Below are 16,206 nucleotides of genomic sequence, written 5' to 3'. Positions count from 1 at the left end.
TATGACGTGCACACAGTCGGCAAACCAGACACCACGAAGCGGCGGACGAAGAAGTCAACGAACCCACGTCCACGCCGAACAGGTTAAAGATCAAGTTAGAAATTCCTCAAGGCGCCGAAGTCAGTAGGCAGTATCCCGTCCCTCCGAGGGAGTGGACCCCGACAATGCCCATGGGCAGGTCCAGGCCACTGGCTGTTCCCGCCAGCCGCAGGACATCGTCGCCGACACCGCGAACGTCGCCGCGGCTGGAGATCGGGGCGCCTGGCCAGACGTGGCCGGCCAGCTGCTCGGCGCACTGCAGATCGAGGGAGCTCAGTCCGCTGAGCACGACATGCGACGGCTTCCTGCCGTTCGGCAGGCCGGTGGGTACGCCGGCAAGGTCCATCGCGACGGTGGGCTGGGACGGGACGGCTGGGTTGACCAAGGAGCATGCCTGGAGGATGGGTTGGCCGCCGTCTGGCGTCCCTGGTTGCAGCATCAGGGCGCTTGCTCCTCCGCGCATGTGCGGCAGGTCGTCGCAGCGGAGCAGCCCCAGGGCCTGTGCCAGGACGCCGTGGACCAGATCGACGCCGCAGACCACGACAGAGTCGGCCCGGTCCAGTGCTATGAGGTCCTGGGCCAGCCCGAGGGCGGTCATGCTGGCCCCGGAGGAACCTATGAGGACGAACAGCTCGCTGAAGCCAAGCCGGCCCGCCAGTGAGCGGATGGCACCTTCCAAGGGCGGACCGGGGTCACGGGGAGACACCTCGGCGAGCAACGACTCGCCCGCGTCGGCGAGCATGGAACCCACGATCAGTGCGGTACGCCGGCCGCCGACCGGGGCCAGCATTTCGATGACCTGGCCGGCCAGCTCCGCGCACGACACGCCCTCGCTTTGGTGCGGTCGCTGGACATAGGCGGTCATGGTGAGAGCCGGCGCGGTGTCGGCTCGCCGGCTTCCGAGCCACAATTCCGCTGTCGCGTGCGCCATGGCACCATCGGCCGTCGCGTCGGCAGCCACCAGCACCACCTGGTCGGCACGCCCTGCCGTCAACCACACCTCAGCCAGAGTCCGAGCTCGCTCGAGGTCGGCGGGGACACTGACGACCGGCCCCCAAGCTTGCAGCTTCTCCGCGATGCTCTTCGCCACCCGGCCCACCGGAAAGTAGGCGATCGCCCGGAAGAGATCGGTCGGCGCCCGCTCCCCGAGGCTCATCCGCCGGGCGACATCGGCTGTGCGCCGGGCCACCATATGCTGGTCGCCACGCTCGGTGGCGAGGATCAGCCCGAGGCGGCCGCCCTCGGCGAGATCCGGTGCGCCGGCACGAAGCTTGGCTACGGCACGCCTGGCCGTGCGGGTCACGTGCAAGCCACGACCGAACTGCCGGGCCCGCAGCACCGCTGTGGCAGCGTCGGTGGAAATACCTTCCGGAAGCGGTCCCAGATCATCCGCACCTTCCTCGCCGAATCCACACGATGCCCGCTCGACGGCCGACAATCTCATAGCCGGGTCACCCTTCCCTGGCCGGTAATGACACCTGCTCCGCATGCCAGTCCGCGAAGGCTGAGGGCGGGTAGATACCCCAATACACCTCACGCACCTGCGTGCCGTCCGGTGCCGGCACGTCGTACACCACAACGACAACCACCTGGTCCTTCTGTTGCAAACTCATGTTCTTCATGCTCATCGTGGCGCGCCCGGTCGGCAGCAACGTTTCCAAGCTCTGGCGTCCGGCCATATTCCCGGACGGCGTAAGCTTGCTGTCGACTACCGTCGGCGCTCCGTGGTAGAACTCGCAGGCGACATTCTGGATTTCCTTCAAGCTGTTGTTGAAGACCTCGACGTTGACGTCAACCGTGCCGTCGTCGTTGTCGTGGAAAGAAATCGATCGGCTGAACCCCTGCAACGCCGGATCCGTGGAATTTGAGTACAGCGACTGCAGCATGACACGGGGTTTGTAGTAGCTGGCCCACAGTTTGCCGGGCATGGCAACTTTGTAACTTACCATCAGGCATCCCATCGTCTGATGGTAATAAATGTAGGGTGCGATCTGGTATTCATAGCCGATGTCTTTGACGCTTCCCGAAGTGACGGAGATGTTCATGGCGGTGGTGTGCGACAGCATCGTCGTCCGCACGTCCGACTCCGAGTATGTCTGTCCTTCGCTCAGGTCCAGCCCGAAATCGATCGGGATGTAGTCGAGCAGGGTGGTGCTGATGGAGAAGTGCGCGCTGTCCGTCGTGGAGTTGTGGACCATGAATGACTGGCTGATGTTTTTGCTGACCATCTGGTTCTGGTCGTAGTTCAGGGTGCTTCCGCTGGGCTCGTTGGTCACCGACATGCTGGTCAAGTTGAACAGCAGTTGGGACTCGTCGTAACCGTCCGGTTGCAGGTTGACGTAGCTCAACAGGACGCCGTTCTGCGAGCGGGGTATGTAGCCCAGGCTGGGATCACTCGCGGGGATGATGCTCTGGACCGGCTCCGGCGTCATCGGGAAAATGACCGCCATAGTGCCGTCCGGGGCGTCCTGGCCGGCCTTGCGGTAGACCGGGTAGGTCCAGACGTAGTAGCTCATGGCGTACAGCACGATCAGGTCGTCCACGGAGATCGTTGTGGTCGACTGCACGAGCCTGCTGGTGGAATAGTCGTCGAGCTGGTCAAAGCCGTTGCCATAGGAGCTACTGACGTGCTGCCCCAAGGTTTGCCCGGAAATTCCGATGGAACGGCCGGTGTCCTGGCTGAACGTCCATACCTTGTTCGACGAGACATTGCATCCCGTGACCTTGGAGACACTCTGGCCGAAGGTGAGGGTCGGGCCGCTGCTCGACACATCACCGGACTCGAACGGCGGCGCCTGAATGACGGCCAGCAATTGCCCCTTGCCCACCGACTGGCTGAGCGTCGGCGGACCGAGGATCACGCTCTGCCCAGTGACATCGCTCGGCAACGCGAAGAAACCGGACCGGTAGTCGATGGTCATCACGTTCGTCAGGTGCTGTGGGAGACCGGGCGAATTGTTCAACCGTGGGAACGTCTTCTCGACCGCATCAACGGGCACCAGGCCGGCCAGAATGGAAGCCTCCCCCTTCATGAGCTGGTCGAAGGTGGCGCCACCGCCGACGACCAGCACCCCCAGCACTCCCGCGGGCGCATCGGCCGATACCGCCGTCTGGTCCGGAGGCAGTGCCTCCCCGAACAGACCCACCGCCAAGTGCAGGTCGATTGAGGCGAGAGGTTGTGAACCGGTGTTCGCAGCGGCGTACTTGCTGAGTTGCTTCAGGCTCTGAGCGCCATGGGCCCCCTCCTCCAGCTCGAACAGCAACAGCGCGGCGCAGCCCTTCACGGACTGATAGGTCGCGCGGTATCCGACCACCAGCTGGTCGACGCCATTTCCGAGGAGGTCGCCGGCGGCCACCCGGAACACCGCGCCCTCGGGCGGGGCGAAGCTGAGATCAGGGGTGGCCGTCGCGACCGAAACCAGAGTCTGCTTGGTCCAGCCGAGCACAGCAACGTTCACGACGCCCTGTGCATCGGGATAGGTCACTACAACCTGCTGGTCCGAAGTGCCTGCCACCAGCGAGGCTGTGGTGATGTCGACGACAGCCGAATTCTGTACCGCGCCCAGCGAAATAGTGTTGACCGATGACATCGCTGGATTCGCACCGAGCACACTCGAACCGAGATCGTTGACCATCAACTGCCCGTTGTGCACGGTGCAGACGATCGCGTGCGCATCGAGTTGATTGCGTGCCAGCAGCGCGCCCACCACCCTGCCCGGGACGGTGGTCGGCAGGCACAATGGGCTCGACAGATGCCCGGTGGAGCAATCGAGCGATTGCAGGAAGACGCTCTGTGCATCCTGGCCGAACAGCAGGAGGTGCGGATCCTGAATCTGCTGCGGATCGAGATCCACGATGTTGCTCACGTTGGAGACGGGCCAGGTTTGCGAGGTGGCTTTGCCGTGTTCGCTTCCGATGATCTGTACCTTGTCGGCTGTCAGCACATAGACGTTCTGCACGGCGGCGTGCATATTGGTGGCCGCCTTGACGTCCAGGATCTGATCCTGTGCTTGCAAGTCGAGCGGCTCGACCGGGCTGCCGCCATCCGCGTTGTATATCACTCGGTTATAGCGGGCAGCGGCCGCGCTCCGGGGAGTGCCGATGACCGTGAAATCCAGTACCTCATACAGCGTCTGGCCGAGTTGTAGCGGGTTCTGCGGCTGCGATTGTTGGCTCCCGGTCATAACGTCTCTCCACAAAGCGGATCAGTCGAACGTGAGCGGGTACCGGTGTGTCGGTGCAGTGTGGCATCAGGTTGCGGTGGGTGCCCTCAGGCGCTGAACACGACAAAGCTCTGTCAGCGCACCTCGAATCGCACATCGGCGGAGCCGAAGCCGGACAGCAGGATCGCCTTGGTCTGCCGGCCGGCCACCTGTTCCTGGTTGAGGTGGAAGGCGAGATTGTGCTCGGCGTCTGTCTCGGTGACCTTGCTCTCCCCGATTCTGGTACCGGCCGGCACACTGGCCGTCAGCTCGACGTTCAGGCCGCCGTCCGGCATGGGCGTGCAGGTGCCTCGGTAGGCGATGCCGCGGTGATCCGTTCCCGTGACCTGACCACTGTTCAGGCTGAACCGGCCGACTGACACATCCCCAAAGGGAGTCTGCAGATGCACATCGACAGTCGAGCTCTCCAGGTTCACAGTCATGTTTGGCCGCCTATCCGCTGGTTGAGCAACGCGATCAACGTTTTGCTGAAGTCAGCAGTCAGGAAGACGTTCTGTAGTGTCGAGCGCAGCGCTTCCTCCTCCTTGAAAGTGGAAAAGAAGTTGCCGATCGCTACCAGCCAGGAAGGCATCCCACCCGTATCCGGGGTGATGGTGACCGTCGGAGCACCATTGACCACGACATTACTCAGGGTCACGGTGTCTCCCAACTTGGCAGCGTAGTAGAGCGAGTTGTTACTGATGGTCTGGACGATGGCGCCGTGGCCGCTGGCGGTTGCGGAATCCATCTTCTTTCCCAGGTCGTAGAGCGCGCAGGGCTGGCCATAGCTGTAGTTGCCGGAGATTCCTAGCTGGGAGAACGACAACGGCAGGTGCACCGTGGTGCCGTCCACTGCGGCTGCGGTCTGGATCTTCACACCGGACATGCTGGCGATCTTGAGAGAGGTCAGCGTAATGGTGGCGTCACCGTCACTACCCCAGCCGACCGAGCCCTCCCCGGGGGTGTTGAAAACGCTGCAGGCGCCGAGGTCGCCGGGATCGTACGTTTCCACAGGCAAACTCTGCTGCTGCGCCAGTTCAGGCAGCGTGTCCTGCACCCATGTCGTGATATCCGCCCAGGCGTCGATCACATCCTGCGGGGTGGCCATGAATGCCATCTCCTTTCTGCGACGGACTTCGACTACTCCACGGTGAGCGTGTAGGGGCAGTTCACCTGGCGATTCTCTGTCTGCCCGGTGACACGCTGCTGACCGGTCTGTACGGCCGCAGGAACCGTCACGCGGACCATCTCAGAGTTCAGGTGCGTCAGGCTCAGGACATTCACGCTTCCGATGCGCAGGTACTTGATCTGGTTGAGGTTCTGACCACTCAGGGTCAAGGGCGTCTGACCCCGAATGGCTGTGCGCGGTTGCATGCCGGTAATCTGCACCGCCCCAGGCGTTGCATTTACGGTGAAGATGGTCGAGCTCTGCGCACTGACGGGACCTGTCGGGCTTTGAACCGTCACTTCGAAGTCGCCGCTCTGCGAATTGGCCAGAATGGTGACGCTGATCGTGCCGCCACGTGTGTCGACGGCAGTCACATCGACCGTAGGCGATCCGCTCAGCAGCACCGTGGTGTTGTTGACGCTCGCATCTGGCGGCATATCCGTCAGCGACAGGGTGACCCTCGTGTCGACGGGGCCATTCGTAGGATTGAAGCCCGTGATCTGCACTGTTCTCATTCCCCTCAATCGTTCCCCTCGATCGCGCGGGCCGTACTTACGTCAGCCGACGAATCCGATCGAAGAAGGTGTCAGAAGGATTGATTCGCGCCGCACCCCCGCACAAGCGGGGACCTCGGGAGCCGTATGGCAAATCTGCTGGATGCTGCGATCAGTCGTGATCGATTTCGATCACAGGTCGAGTGATCTGCTGGTGCGGGACGTTGGATGGCATTTTCGGAACCAGCACTCCGGTGAAATTCAGTCCCGCATCTCAAGCCGTAGACATCACGTCAGGTAAAGTGCGCCTTTAATGTCGATGCCCTGTACATAAGCCTACCTCTTCCTAAATCCATCGAGTGAGGTGGAACTACTCCATACGGGTGACAGGCCGGCAGAACTGTCAAAGTAGGGGCGACGCGTGCGGTTCACCCCGCTCGGCACTCAGGCGGATCCGAGTGAAACCGCTTGCAGCTGCTTCTGAACCTGAATGAGTGATGTCGGGGCGTTCGGCTGAGTCAGGGGTCAGGGTCCGGTAGCGCTGAGGCTGTGAGGTATGCGCCGGGTGGGGGCTTGACCGACGCGGAGCGGGCTGCCCGCGAGCGAGTGCGGCTGGATGTCGTGGCCCGGTTCGAGGCTGGGTGGACGACCAGTGCGATCGCTACCGCGCTCAGGGTGTCGGATCGGTCGGTGGAGCGGTGGTGACGTCAGTGGCGTGAGGGCGGTGCCGTCGGTGCGGCCTCGAAGGGATCACCTGGTCGTTCCCTGCTTTCCGAGGGTCAAATTGCTTGGCTGAAACATGAGTTGGTGAGCAGCCCGCTCGTGCGCGGCTGGGCTGGCCGGCGTTGGACGCCGGCGCGGGTGAAGACGCTGATCGGTCGGCTGTTCCATGTCTCCTACGCCGTGGAGGGCATGCACGTGGAGGCTTATGCACACTGGATAGGAACGGTCTTCAGGAGCAGTACTTCCAAGACGGCGGCCGCCGGGCTGAGGGCCTCGTGGTGGAGTTCACCGACATCGACTACATCGAGCTCGACTACGCGTGACGCGTTTCGGGCAGGGGATCGCGCCGGAAAACTGAGCAGAGGCACGATGGTTGTCACCAAGACCGGCGTGTTGTCACCAGGTCCATCGAACGGGGCGCACTGGGCTGACCTGGTCGTTCCACTTCGTGATCATGTCACCGGTCTGCGACAGCGATGTCCTGGAACGAAGACGCCGGGATCTCCTCGGCTCACAGCCCCCTCATAGTGATCAAGCAAGCACCGAGAAGCCGAAACCGCTTCGGCCTCAACCACTGATTACCAAGGGGATTTCATGTCCGGCAACCGTCGCAAGGCCTTTCTCGTCTCCGCAGCCCTCGTCGGCGGCGCCATGTTGATGACGGCGTGCCAGGACTCGGACGCGGCCACGGACACCGGCGCCGCGCAGGGTTCTTCGTCCCCCACTGCGGCCGGCAATGCGGTCACCCCGTCCGGCTCGTCGACCGCGGGCAGCAACCAGGGCACCGGCAAGGGCTCCGAGGCGACGGGCAAGGGAACCGCGGAGGGGGTCGGCTCCGGCGCCGATACCGGCAACGGCGAGCGGGAGCCGGTCGGGCAGAGCTGTGGTGCCAACGACATCTCCTGGAGCACCAGGCCCGAGACCCAGGCCGGCGGATACATCCTGATCATCGCGAAGGCGAAGTCGGGGATCACCTGCTACCTGCCCGCCGCACTTCCGACCGTGGCGTTCGGATCCGACGGCACCGAGGCGGGTCCCGCGGAGCAGACCGCCGGCAAGCAGATCAAGCTGACCGGGAGCACCACTGCCTACGCCGGGGTGAATCCGAAGACCACCAACGCAAACGGTGGCAAGGAATTGGACAGCATCATCGTCGCCATCGGTGACGACGACCCCAACCCGGTTTCCCTGCCGGTCGGCACCATCACTGTCGATCACCCGATCGTCACCAACTGGCACACCGCCCCGAAGGACGCCGTTCCCTTCAGCTGAACCGACCCGCAGTTCGTGATCCATGCCGGCGACGCGCAGCGTGCCGACCCGATGACAACCACCGTGCTATGCCTGATCGAAGCAGCAGGTCAATGGATGCCAATGGTGACAACTCGCGTGCTTCGACTCAAAAGTGACGTGGTCGGCGGTCGGTGCTGAGCCGAGACCGGACTGACCCCGACCCCGCTCTGACGTTACCCCCGGACCCGAAAACCTCGGTACTGACGGATGACCGTCTCAGACCCACGCTCGGAAGGCAGGGCAAGCTCAGGATGAAGCGTAGGTCTGAACGGGCCGGATCCTGCTGCCGGTCCACCCACACCCACCATGCACCGGCCTGGGACCGCCTCGAGGGTGACGCCGCCGGCCGCAAGCGTGTCGTCGCGCGCGGCAGACCGGGGCCGGGAAAAACTGTCTGCTGAGGACACCCCGCCCGCTGGAAGGGACCGCAAGATGACCACGGATGTTGGCCCGGCTCCCGTTCGGGTCCTTGTATTCGGTGCGGCCCGGCGCACCGGGTCCACCAACGCGCAGTTGGCCTCGCTGGCATCGGGCCTGGTCGCCGAGGCCGGTGCCGAGGTCGACATGGCCAGCATGCGGGATTTCGACATGCCGTTGTACGACGGGGATGTGGAGGCCGCCGAAGGGCTGCCCGCGGGTGCCCTGGCCCTGTGTGAGCGGATCAAGCGCTGCGATGCGTTCGTGATCTCGTCTCCCGAGTACAACGGCTCCGTCCCGGGGCTGTTGAAGAACGCCATCGACTGGGTGTCACGGGTACGGCCGCAGCCGTTCAAGACCAGGCACGCGCTGCTGCTGTCGGCCTCCCCGTCGCTGATCGGTGGCAACCGCGGCCTGTGGGCGCTGCGGGTCCCGCTGGAGCACCTGGGGACGCGGGTCTACCCCGACATGTTCAGCCTGCCCCGCGCGCACGAGGGCTTCACCGAGGACGGCCGGCTCGCCCGCCCCGAATCGCAGGAGCGGCTCGCCGAGATCATCTCCGGGTTCATGCAGCTGGTACAGGCCGACGTGCAGTTCGTCTGCCTGCAGCGCCGCTGGTACGAGTTCCCCGGCGACCGCACCGACGCACCGGTCACCCAGCGGGCCGAGGACTGACCCCGGGACTGGCAGCGCCACTACGAGGGCGCCCGCGAATGCTTCGACGGGGAAGAGCGTGGGCTGGGCGGCACCGTCTTCAGCGCGAAGCCCTTGGTCACCCCTGCGCCGTGGGCATGCGATTCATTGGCGTAGTGGACCTGGCAGTCCACGATCGGGGCGGTCCGCGAGGCCAAGGACTCGATCACCCGATCGACCGCCCCCGCACCCACCCCGACTGGCTGAAACACGCCTCCCGCGAACCGAGGGAAGCTCAGGGCCGCCCGAACGGCCCCTTGGACCGCAGCGCCTGGGCGCCGCCCGGCGGTGAGAGCGGCCGGAAGCCGAGCGGCGACGGAGCGGTGGCCGGCGAGCCTGACGACCGCGGTCTTCTCCCTCGGCCTGGTCATATCCGCACCTGCCGGGATCCGCGTCGGCCGGATCCTGGACCACCGCGCCCCGCGCACGGTCATGACCGTCGCCCCGGCGCTCGGGAGCAGCGAACAGGACTGGGCTCACGGACGCGTTTTGGTCCCGGACCGCGGGGCGACCGCTGTCCGGGACCAGTGAGCTGACCGACTCCGGTGTCACCCGGTGTAGGTGAACTCGTCGGCTGGACCGGTGGGGGACGAGTAGCCGTTCACGTTCACGGTGATGTCCACGGTCGTGCTCGTGGCTTTGCCCGACGGGGGCGCTTTGGCGACGATCTTGTCCGTGTCGACCTGGACGGATGGCGAGGCGTTCTTCCCGAAATACACGGTGGCACCTTTCGCGAAGCCCGCGCCGGAGATGGTGACCGAGTCGTTGGCCTTGCCGCTGTCCGGTGTGATGCCGTTGACCGCCACGGGTTCGGGCCCGCCGTAGGCGAACTGTGCGAGCGGGACTGCCGGGGAGGTGCCCAGGGGGTTGGTGACATACACGTTGACGATGCCGGTCCCGTCGGGCACCTGGGCGGTGATGGTCCCGTCAGGGTTGAACGTGGGTGGTTTCTGGCACGGGACGGGGCCGAAGTCGACGTTGCAATCCTTGCTGAAGTCGTGGCCCTTGATGGTGACTTGTGTGCCCGATGCGCCGAAGCTGGGGATGACGCCGGTCACCGTCGGTGGCCCGGAGAGGACGGGTGCGTCCAGCAGTCTGAGGTAGGTGGAGTTGGCGTGCTGAAATGCGACCTGGCCCAGGAAATCCTTGACCGAGGCTTTGACCAAATTGTCGTCGCGGAGGATGTAGTCGGTGTTTTTGCTGACGGCAGTGCCCGGCTGGACGTAGACATTGTTTCCGCGCATGGCTGCGATCGACCCGAGGAGCACCTTTACCTCGAGGGTCGCGGCTGGTCCGGGATCCGGGTACCAGTTTTCCGCGGTGGGGAGATTGGCCCAGGCCAGCGGCACCACGTCGTAGGCGTTGACGTAGCGCTGGTTCATGCTCCCGAACTGGGAGGTGAGGTAGTCGGCGAAGCTCTGCAGACCCGCGGTGGGTGCCGCGAAGGTGACCACCCCGAACTGAGGCTGGCTTTGCTGCCAGGTCTGCGCCTTCAGGTACAGCGCGACCATGTTTGCGATGCAACCACCCAGGCTGTGACCGATTACGTAGACCGTCGGCTGCGGAATCCCCGTCAAGAGACCGGCGAGGGCTTGGACGAGATTGGAGTTGGCGCTGAGCGAACGCATGTCGACGACCTGAGTGAAGGCGTCCATCGCCCCCTTCGACACGGAAATGGGGGACGTCGACCCGCTGGCGGTGAACGGCACCACCGTGCCGACGTCGAGGTCTTCGAGAATGTCGGTCACGCTGGCGACTGTCCCGCGGACGACCACGGCAAACTGGTTCGAGCCGTCGTTGTTCTTGGCGATGTACGCCATGTTCGCGTTGTCCGGGCTCAGCGCGAGCCACGTCGGTGTCCAGTTTTTCGTCAGGGGGGAGTTGGAGAACTGCCGGGAGATGCCGAGTTTGATCCGCTCGCTCTGGGCTTGCAGCGTCTCCCCCGACGGACGCGGAGTCGCTCCAGTTGCCGCGATGGCGGCCAGGGTCATGGCCACCTGAGGCGTGATCGGAGTGGCCTGTTGTGCCGCCGCCATGCTCGCTCCTTCAGTCTTCACTCATGGTCATACATCTCCATTTCAATGTATTCGCTACTCAGTATCCTGACTGATGTCAGGCTCTTGTGTTCTCGGATTCACTCGTTCGGAATGGGTTTCGGCTTAAAACGGAACCCTAGTAAAGGGCTTCAATGATTTGGTTGCCCTGCAACCTCGTCGTCGCGGTTATTCCAGCGACTCTGGGGCGGTGGAGGCAACCCAGTTCGGGTCGTAACCGGGTTATACCGTCCCCATCGAAATCGGCCTGGGCGCAGCCACACTCCAAGCACTGGTCGCCGCTCTGCTGGAGAGACTCCGAACGTCGAAGTGAGCTGAACCGGATTCCGTGGCGGTCCTGAAGTCAGGCATGACTGCCGCGGCAGATGGGAAACACAGGTCCCGGGCCGGGCGTTCGCCCTCGACCGCTCGGGATCCGGTTCACCGCAGGATCGGGCGGGGCCCGAAGGCGACACCGCGACCGCTGCCGGATCGGGACGACCTCGCAGCACTAGCGGGTGGCTGCCGGGGTGCGGGGAACGTTCTTGACGAACAGCACCGGCGTGACCGCCGTGGCTGCCGCGAAGATCCCGAACGCGAGGCGCATGCCGCCGAGTTCGGCCAGCAGGCCGGCCAGGGCTGTGCCCAGAGGCATGGCACCGAAGTTGAAGACGCGGGTCGCCGCACCATACCGGCCGAGCATCTCGTCCGGCACTCTGTGCTGGGTGAGGGTGCGTGCGTTGACCGACCAGAGTGTGCCGCCCATGCCGCCGAGGAAGGCACCGGCTGCCACCGCCCAGAGGCTGGTGGTCAGGGCGGGCAGTGCCACCATCGTTGTGGTGCCGATCAGGTCGGCGAACATTGCCCGGCGCGCGCCGAGGATCCGGTTCACCCAGGTCACGGTCAGTGCGCCGGCCAGGCCGCCGATGCCGAGGGCGCTGAGAAGGATGCCGTACTCCCTGGATCCGAGGCCCATGGTCTGCTGGGCGTAGAGCGGCATGAGTACGAGCCAGGCGCCCCAGACGGCGGAGAGTACGGCGACGATCAGTGACAGGGTGCGCAGCAGCCGGTCGTGCCACAGGAAGCGCACGCCCTCGGCGATGCGGCTGTTGACCGATGCGGGAGCCGCGTCCGGGGCGGGCCCGGCGGGGCGGAAGCGGCCCACGAGCAGGAGCAGAGCGAGGGCGGCGGCGGCGTAGGAGACGCCGATCAGGCCCAGTGCGAGGCCGGTTCCCGCGGCCAGCAGCAGTCCTCCGATGAAGGGCCCGGCGAATTCCTGTCCCACGGTCTCGGCGCCCACCATCCAGGCGTTGGCGCGTTCCCTCCCGGCGGGTGGCACTGCGGCCGGGACCAGGGCGGAGGCCGAGGTCGAGGCCACCACATCGGCGACACCGAGGACCACCCCGGCGGAGAGGAGCTCGGCGAGCGTGACGCCACCCGCCAGAGCGGAAAAGGTGAGCCAGGCCATCGCGGCCAGACGCATTGCGTTCGCGGCCCAGAGCAGTCGGCGGCGGTCGAAGCGGTCGACGAGGACACCGATGTGCAGAGCGACGAGCAGCCAGGGCAGCGTGAGGGTCAGCGAGACGGCGGTGACCTTTGCGGGCGAGCCGGTGAGCTGGGCGGCCAGCAGCGGGAGCGCCATCTTCATCACGCCGTCGGCGAGATTGGTCACGGCGGTGAAACCGACCAGGACAGCGGTGTTGCGGCGCCCGGGGCCCAGTGGCGGAAGCTCCCTCTCCGTCGCCGTGCGCGTGGTCCTGCCGGAGTTCATTTGCTCGAGCGCTGTTGTGGTCATGGCCGTCCCCTGTTCGTCTCGGCAACTCAGCCTCTCACCGTCTAACGCGTTAGCCGGTGAGATAACCCTGCCGCACGCCACCTCCACTGCGCAACCGGTAAAACGGTTAGGCGGTAGAATGGCTGCGATGTGGAAGAGGTGACACGCATGCTGGAGCCGCCGGCCTCGGCCGTCCTGGTGGAGGCCTTCGTCAACACGGTCGACGTGGAGGAAGCGAGCGACGAGATCGCCACCCCCGTCGGCCTCTCCGCCTGGCTCAAGGGACGCGGCCTGATCGACAACCCGGGCCGGATCACAGCCGACGTCCACGCGGACTACCTCACCCTGCGTGCGGGGCTCCGGGAGGTACTGGGCGCGCACGTCGGCGACACCCCCGACCCGCAACTGCTCGCCGCGGCCGACCGGGTGCTCGCCGCACACCCCGTGCTGATCACAGCACACGGCCCACTCACCACCGCCTCAGGACTGCCCCCGGAACGTGAGCCCCTGGCCACCCTTGCGATCGCCTGGAACGAACTGGTAACCACCGGCGACGCGGCCCGGCTCAAACGCTGCGCGGAACACACCTGCGCATGGGCGTTCTGGGACGTGTCGAAGAACCGCAGCCGCCGCTGGTGCTCAATGAAGGTGTGCGGCAACCGCAACAAATCCCGCTCCTACGCCTCCCGAAAGCGACAGACCGTCTGACCAGGCAGGCGCGAAGTACCCTGATCGCGTTCAGGGGAACCACTGCTATTGCGCCCGCATCCGCCGGGGCGGACGCCCACCCATAGTCGCGGCCTGTAGAACCCGGCGGACCCGATCGGTCAGAACACTAGACGACCTCGAAGTTGGCCATCATCGCCATGTCCTCGTGCTCCAGGTTGTGGCAGTGGAAGACGAAACGCCCCCGGTAGCCGGTGAATCTGGTGATGATGGCGACCGCCTCGCCAGGGCTCAGGTCGACGGTGTCCTTCCAGCCCGCGTCGTAGGGGCCGGGGGCCTCGCCGTTGCGGGAGAGTACCTGGAAGTGCGCCAGGTGAAGGTGGACCGGGTGGTGGAAGTCGCTGGTGAACCGCCAGACCTCCAGCGCGCCCAGCCGGGGGGTGGCATCGGCCCGCATCGGGTCGAAGGGCCGGCCGTTGATCGTCCAGCCCTCGTCGCCCTGGTCGCGGAAGGCGAAGGTACGGGTCGTCGTCGCGCGCGCCGGGTCCAGACGCTCGACGCCCGACAGCCGCGCGGGCACGGCGCTGTCGTCGGTGGCGCGCCGGGCGATCCGGAAGCGCATGACCGCGGCGGTGGTGCCGCTGCCGAGCCGGTTGACCAGGGTGACCTCCTCGCCGACCCGGTAGCGGGAGAAGTCGACGACGACGTCGAAGCGTTCCGCGGGCGCCAGTACGATCGCGTCGTGCGCTCTCGGGGCCGCCAGCAGGCCGCCGTCGGAGCCGATCTGTACCAGGGCGCCACCGCCCGCGGGCTGGGGGTCCAGCTCCAGCCGGTAGCGGCGTGCGTTGGAGGCATTGAGGATGCGCAGCCGGTAGCGGGCGGCGTCGACTTCCAGGACGGGCCACGGAGCACCGTTGACCAGGATCACGTCGCCCAGGACCCCTTCGACGTAGTCCTGCTGCACGCCCGGGGTGTGCAGGAGGGTCGGGTCGGTCGCGGGGTAGCGGAAGGAGCCGTCGGCGTCGAAGGCCCGGTCGGTGATCATGAGGGGGATGTCCCGGTCCCCGCGCGGCAGGGGCAGGGCCTCCTCCTCGTCGTCGTGTACGAGATGAAATCCGGCCAGTCCCCGCCAGACGGAGGCGCCGGTGAAGTCCATGCGGTGGTCGTGATACCAGAGCGTGGCGGCCCGCTGCTGGAGGGGGTACTCGTAGACGCGTGAGCCGTGGGCCAGGCTGGCCCGGTGGTCGTGGTGCGGGAGCGGGCCGGTGAACCCGTCCGGCACGATCAGGTCGGTGGGGTAGCCGTCGCTGGCCGACGGGGTGCGGCCGCCGTGCAGGTGGACGACGGCGGGCACAGGAAGTGCGTTGCGGTGACGGACGACGGTCCGCCGGCCGCTGCGGGAGACGAGGGTGGGCCCGGGGAAGATCCCCTCGTATCCCCAGATCGCGGTGGTGTGGCCGGGCAGGATCTCCTGGGTGGCGGCCTTCTGAGTCACCTCGTAGTAGTCGGTGGTGGCGTCCTGACGTGGAGTCAGCACCGGCGGTACCGGCAGTGGCACCCGGTACGGGGCGGGCAGCGGCAACTGGCTGCGCAGCAGTTCCCCGGTCTGGGCGCCGGCGGCCAGCCGCGGGATGTTTGCGCCCACCGCCGCCAGGGCGGCCGCCCCGCCCAGGGCGCCGAGGAGGCGGCGGCGCGGTATCGCCGGCCTCACGAGGCCTCCTGCCCGGGCTGCGACGCCTCCGGGGACGTGCCGGGCCGCGGCCCCCTCCCGGGCACTGACCCGGCGTCACCGGGCGTGGTCGGGACGGGGCCCGGGGGCAGGGGGCGCCACACCTGGATCAGGAGCAGCAGTCCGGAGGCAATGAGCGTCACGCCCAGCGGGACGTGCACCCCCAGGGTCCGCCGGTAGCCGAGGACGGCCTGCGCGGCCTCGGCCACGAGCAGCACGACGCTGACCGCGGCCGGCCAGCCCGGACCGCGGCCCGGGCGCCAGTACAGCACCGCCACCACGACCTGCACGAGGCCGACGGCGACGACGACGTTGGCGTTGACCGCGTGCGCGGTGAGCATGTCGTAGTCGCCGGACAGGAACCGCCCGGCGAGGACGGCCTGGGTGAACAGGGTCGCGGCGTGCACCGTCGTCACCGCGCGCAGTGCACCGCGGGACCGCCCGGGGTGCCGCCGCGGGTCCGGCGACTCGCGTATGCCGGAGCCGCCCGGCTCGGCGGAGGCCAACGACGGCTGCATGGACGTCTCCCCTGGGCAGTGGATGATCAGCACGCAACCGTAGTCCGCCCTCTCATGCGCGTCTACGCCTGGGCACAGGGGCCTTGCCGCCCGCTCCCCGGCCCCGGGCCCCTACGGGGGCATCGCGGCGGGCGGCACAGCGACGCCTCCGACTCGTCGGGCCGCTGCGGCGCCGAGGGCGAGGCCGGCGGTGACGTCGGTGGCCCGGTGGACGCCCAGGCAGACGCGGCCGGCGGCGACCGCGCGGACATCGATACGGTCACTGCGCCGCGCCCGCCACTCCTGGAAGGAGAGGGCGACGGCGCCGACGACAGCGGCGGCCCCACGGTCAGTGCCGCGTTCGCCGCCGCTCCCAGGGCCTTCTAGGGCGTGTGTCGGAAGTCCCGCCTGCCCGGCGACGCCCGGCACGCACGCTCGCTGCGTTGTCGGGGTCGTCCGAGTACGTCCAGTACGAGGA

General features: G+C 66.4%; 14 protein-coding genes. 5 read left to right on the top strand and 9 right to left on the bottom strand.

Annotated features, from left to right (window positions below; translation table 11 throughout):
* Positions 1-106: 106 nt before the first annotated feature.
* From ACFU6I_RS44055 to ACFU6I_RS44035, 5 genes are all read right to left on the bottom strand, one after another.
* Positions 107-1,348: a hypothetical protein gene (locus ACFU6I_RS44055; protein ID WP_384378823.1), complete on the bottom strand. Its 1,242-nt coding sequence runs from the start codon at positions 1,346-1,348 to the stop codon at positions 107-109.
* A gap of 142 nt (positions 1,349-1,490) precedes the next feature.
* The gene (locus ACFU6I_RS44050; RefSeq protein WP_384378820.1) at positions 1,491-4,223 is read right to left on the bottom strand and encodes a hypothetical protein; all 2,733 of its coding nucleotides are present in this window, start codon (positions 4,221-4,223) and stop codon (positions 1,491-1,493) included.
* 113 nt (positions 4,224-4,336) lie between these two features.
* A complete protein-coding gene (locus tag ACFU6I_RS44045) occupies positions 4,337-4,684 on the bottom strand; it encodes a hypothetical protein (RefSeq protein ID WP_384378817.1) in 348 nt (115 codons plus the stop codon).
* Positions 4,681-5,349, bottom strand: a complete 669-nt coding sequence (locus ACFU6I_RS44040) for a hypothetical protein (protein ID WP_384378814.1) — start codon at positions 5,347-5,349, stop codon at positions 4,681-4,683. The genes ACFU6I_RS44045 and ACFU6I_RS44040 overlap by 4 nt, the downstream gene beginning before the upstream one ends.
* 32 nt (positions 5,350-5,381) lie before the next feature.
* Positions 5,382-5,924, bottom strand: coding sequence for a hypothetical protein (locus ACFU6I_RS44035; RefSeq protein ID WP_384378811.1), 543 nt, complete (start codon positions 5,922-5,924; stop codon positions 5,382-5,384).
* Positions 5,925-6,452: 528 nt separating this feature from the next.
* Here ACFU6I_RS44035 and ACFU6I_RS44030 point away from each other — a divergent pair.
* The 3 genes from ACFU6I_RS44030 (at position 6,453) to ACFU6I_RS44020 (ending at position 9,011) form a co-directional block, all read left to right on the top strand.
* Positions 6,453-6,608, top strand: coding sequence for a helix-turn-helix domain-containing protein (locus tag ACFU6I_RS44030; protein ID WP_384378808.1), 156 nt, complete (start codon positions 6,453-6,455; stop codon positions 6,606-6,608).
* 612 nt (positions 6,609-7,220) lie between these two features.
* A complete protein-coding gene (locus ACFU6I_RS44025; protein ID WP_384378805.1) occupies positions 7,221-7,898 on the top strand; it encodes a DUF4232 domain-containing protein in 678 nt (225 codons plus the stop codon).
* 453 nt (positions 7,899-8,351) lie between these two features.
* Positions 8,352-9,011, top strand: a complete 660-nt coding sequence (locus ACFU6I_RS44020) for an NADPH-dependent FMN reductase (protein ID WP_384378802.1) — start codon at positions 8,352-8,354, stop codon at positions 9,009-9,011.
* 566 nt (positions 9,012-9,577) lie between these two features.
* Here the strand turns inward: ACFU6I_RS44020 and ACFU6I_RS44015 are convergent.
* A complete protein-coding gene (locus ACFU6I_RS44015; protein ID WP_384378799.1) occupies positions 9,578-11,065 on the bottom strand; it encodes an IPT/TIG domain-containing protein in 1,488 nt (495 codons plus the stop codon).
* Between the two features lie 508 nt (positions 11,066-11,573).
* Entirely contained in the window at positions 11,574-12,833 is a 1,260-nt protein-coding gene (locus ACFU6I_RS44010) for an MFS transporter (protein ID WP_384378826.1), read from the bottom strand.
* Positions 12,834-13,004: 171 nt separating this feature from the next.
* Between ACFU6I_RS44010 and ACFU6I_RS44005 the strand changes: the two genes are divergently transcribed.
* Positions 13,005-13,544, top strand: coding sequence for a CGNR zinc finger domain-containing protein (locus tag ACFU6I_RS44005; RefSeq protein WP_384378796.1), 540 nt, complete (start codon positions 13,005-13,007; stop codon positions 13,542-13,544).
* Positions 13,545-13,671: 127 nt separating this feature from the next.
* Here the strand turns inward: ACFU6I_RS44005 and ACFU6I_RS44000 are convergent, their stop codons facing one another.
* Complete coding sequence (locus tag ACFU6I_RS44000) at positions 13,672-15,213, bottom strand: multicopper oxidase family protein (RefSeq protein WP_384378793.1); 1,542 nt, start codon at positions 15,211-15,213, stop codon at positions 13,672-13,674.
* On the bottom strand, positions 15,210-15,749 hold the full coding sequence (locus ACFU6I_RS43995; protein ID WP_384378790.1) for a hypothetical protein: 540 nt from the start codon (positions 15,747-15,749) through the stop codon (positions 15,210-15,212). Before ACFU6I_RS43995 ends, ACFU6I_RS44000 begins: the two co-directional genes overlap by 4 nt.
* A gap of 54 nt (positions 15,750-15,803) precedes the next feature.
* On the opposite strand from ACFU6I_RS43995, the gene ACFU6I_RS43990 reads away from it, so the two are divergent.
* Complete coding sequence (locus tag ACFU6I_RS43990) at positions 15,804-16,115, top strand: hypothetical protein (RefSeq protein WP_384378787.1); 312 nt, start codon at positions 15,804-15,806, stop codon at positions 16,113-16,115.
* The last annotated feature ends 91 nt before the right edge of the window (positions 16,116-16,206 follow it).

The organism is Streptomyces sp. NPDC057486, from assembly GCF_042802415.1.
Classification (GTDB): domain Bacteria; phylum Actinomycetota; class Actinomycetes; order Streptomycetales; family Streptomycetaceae; genus Streptomyces; species Streptomyces yanii.
The sequence above is the reverse complement of the archived record's forward strand: the minus strand, read 5'-3'. Positions and strand labels throughout refer to the sequence as shown.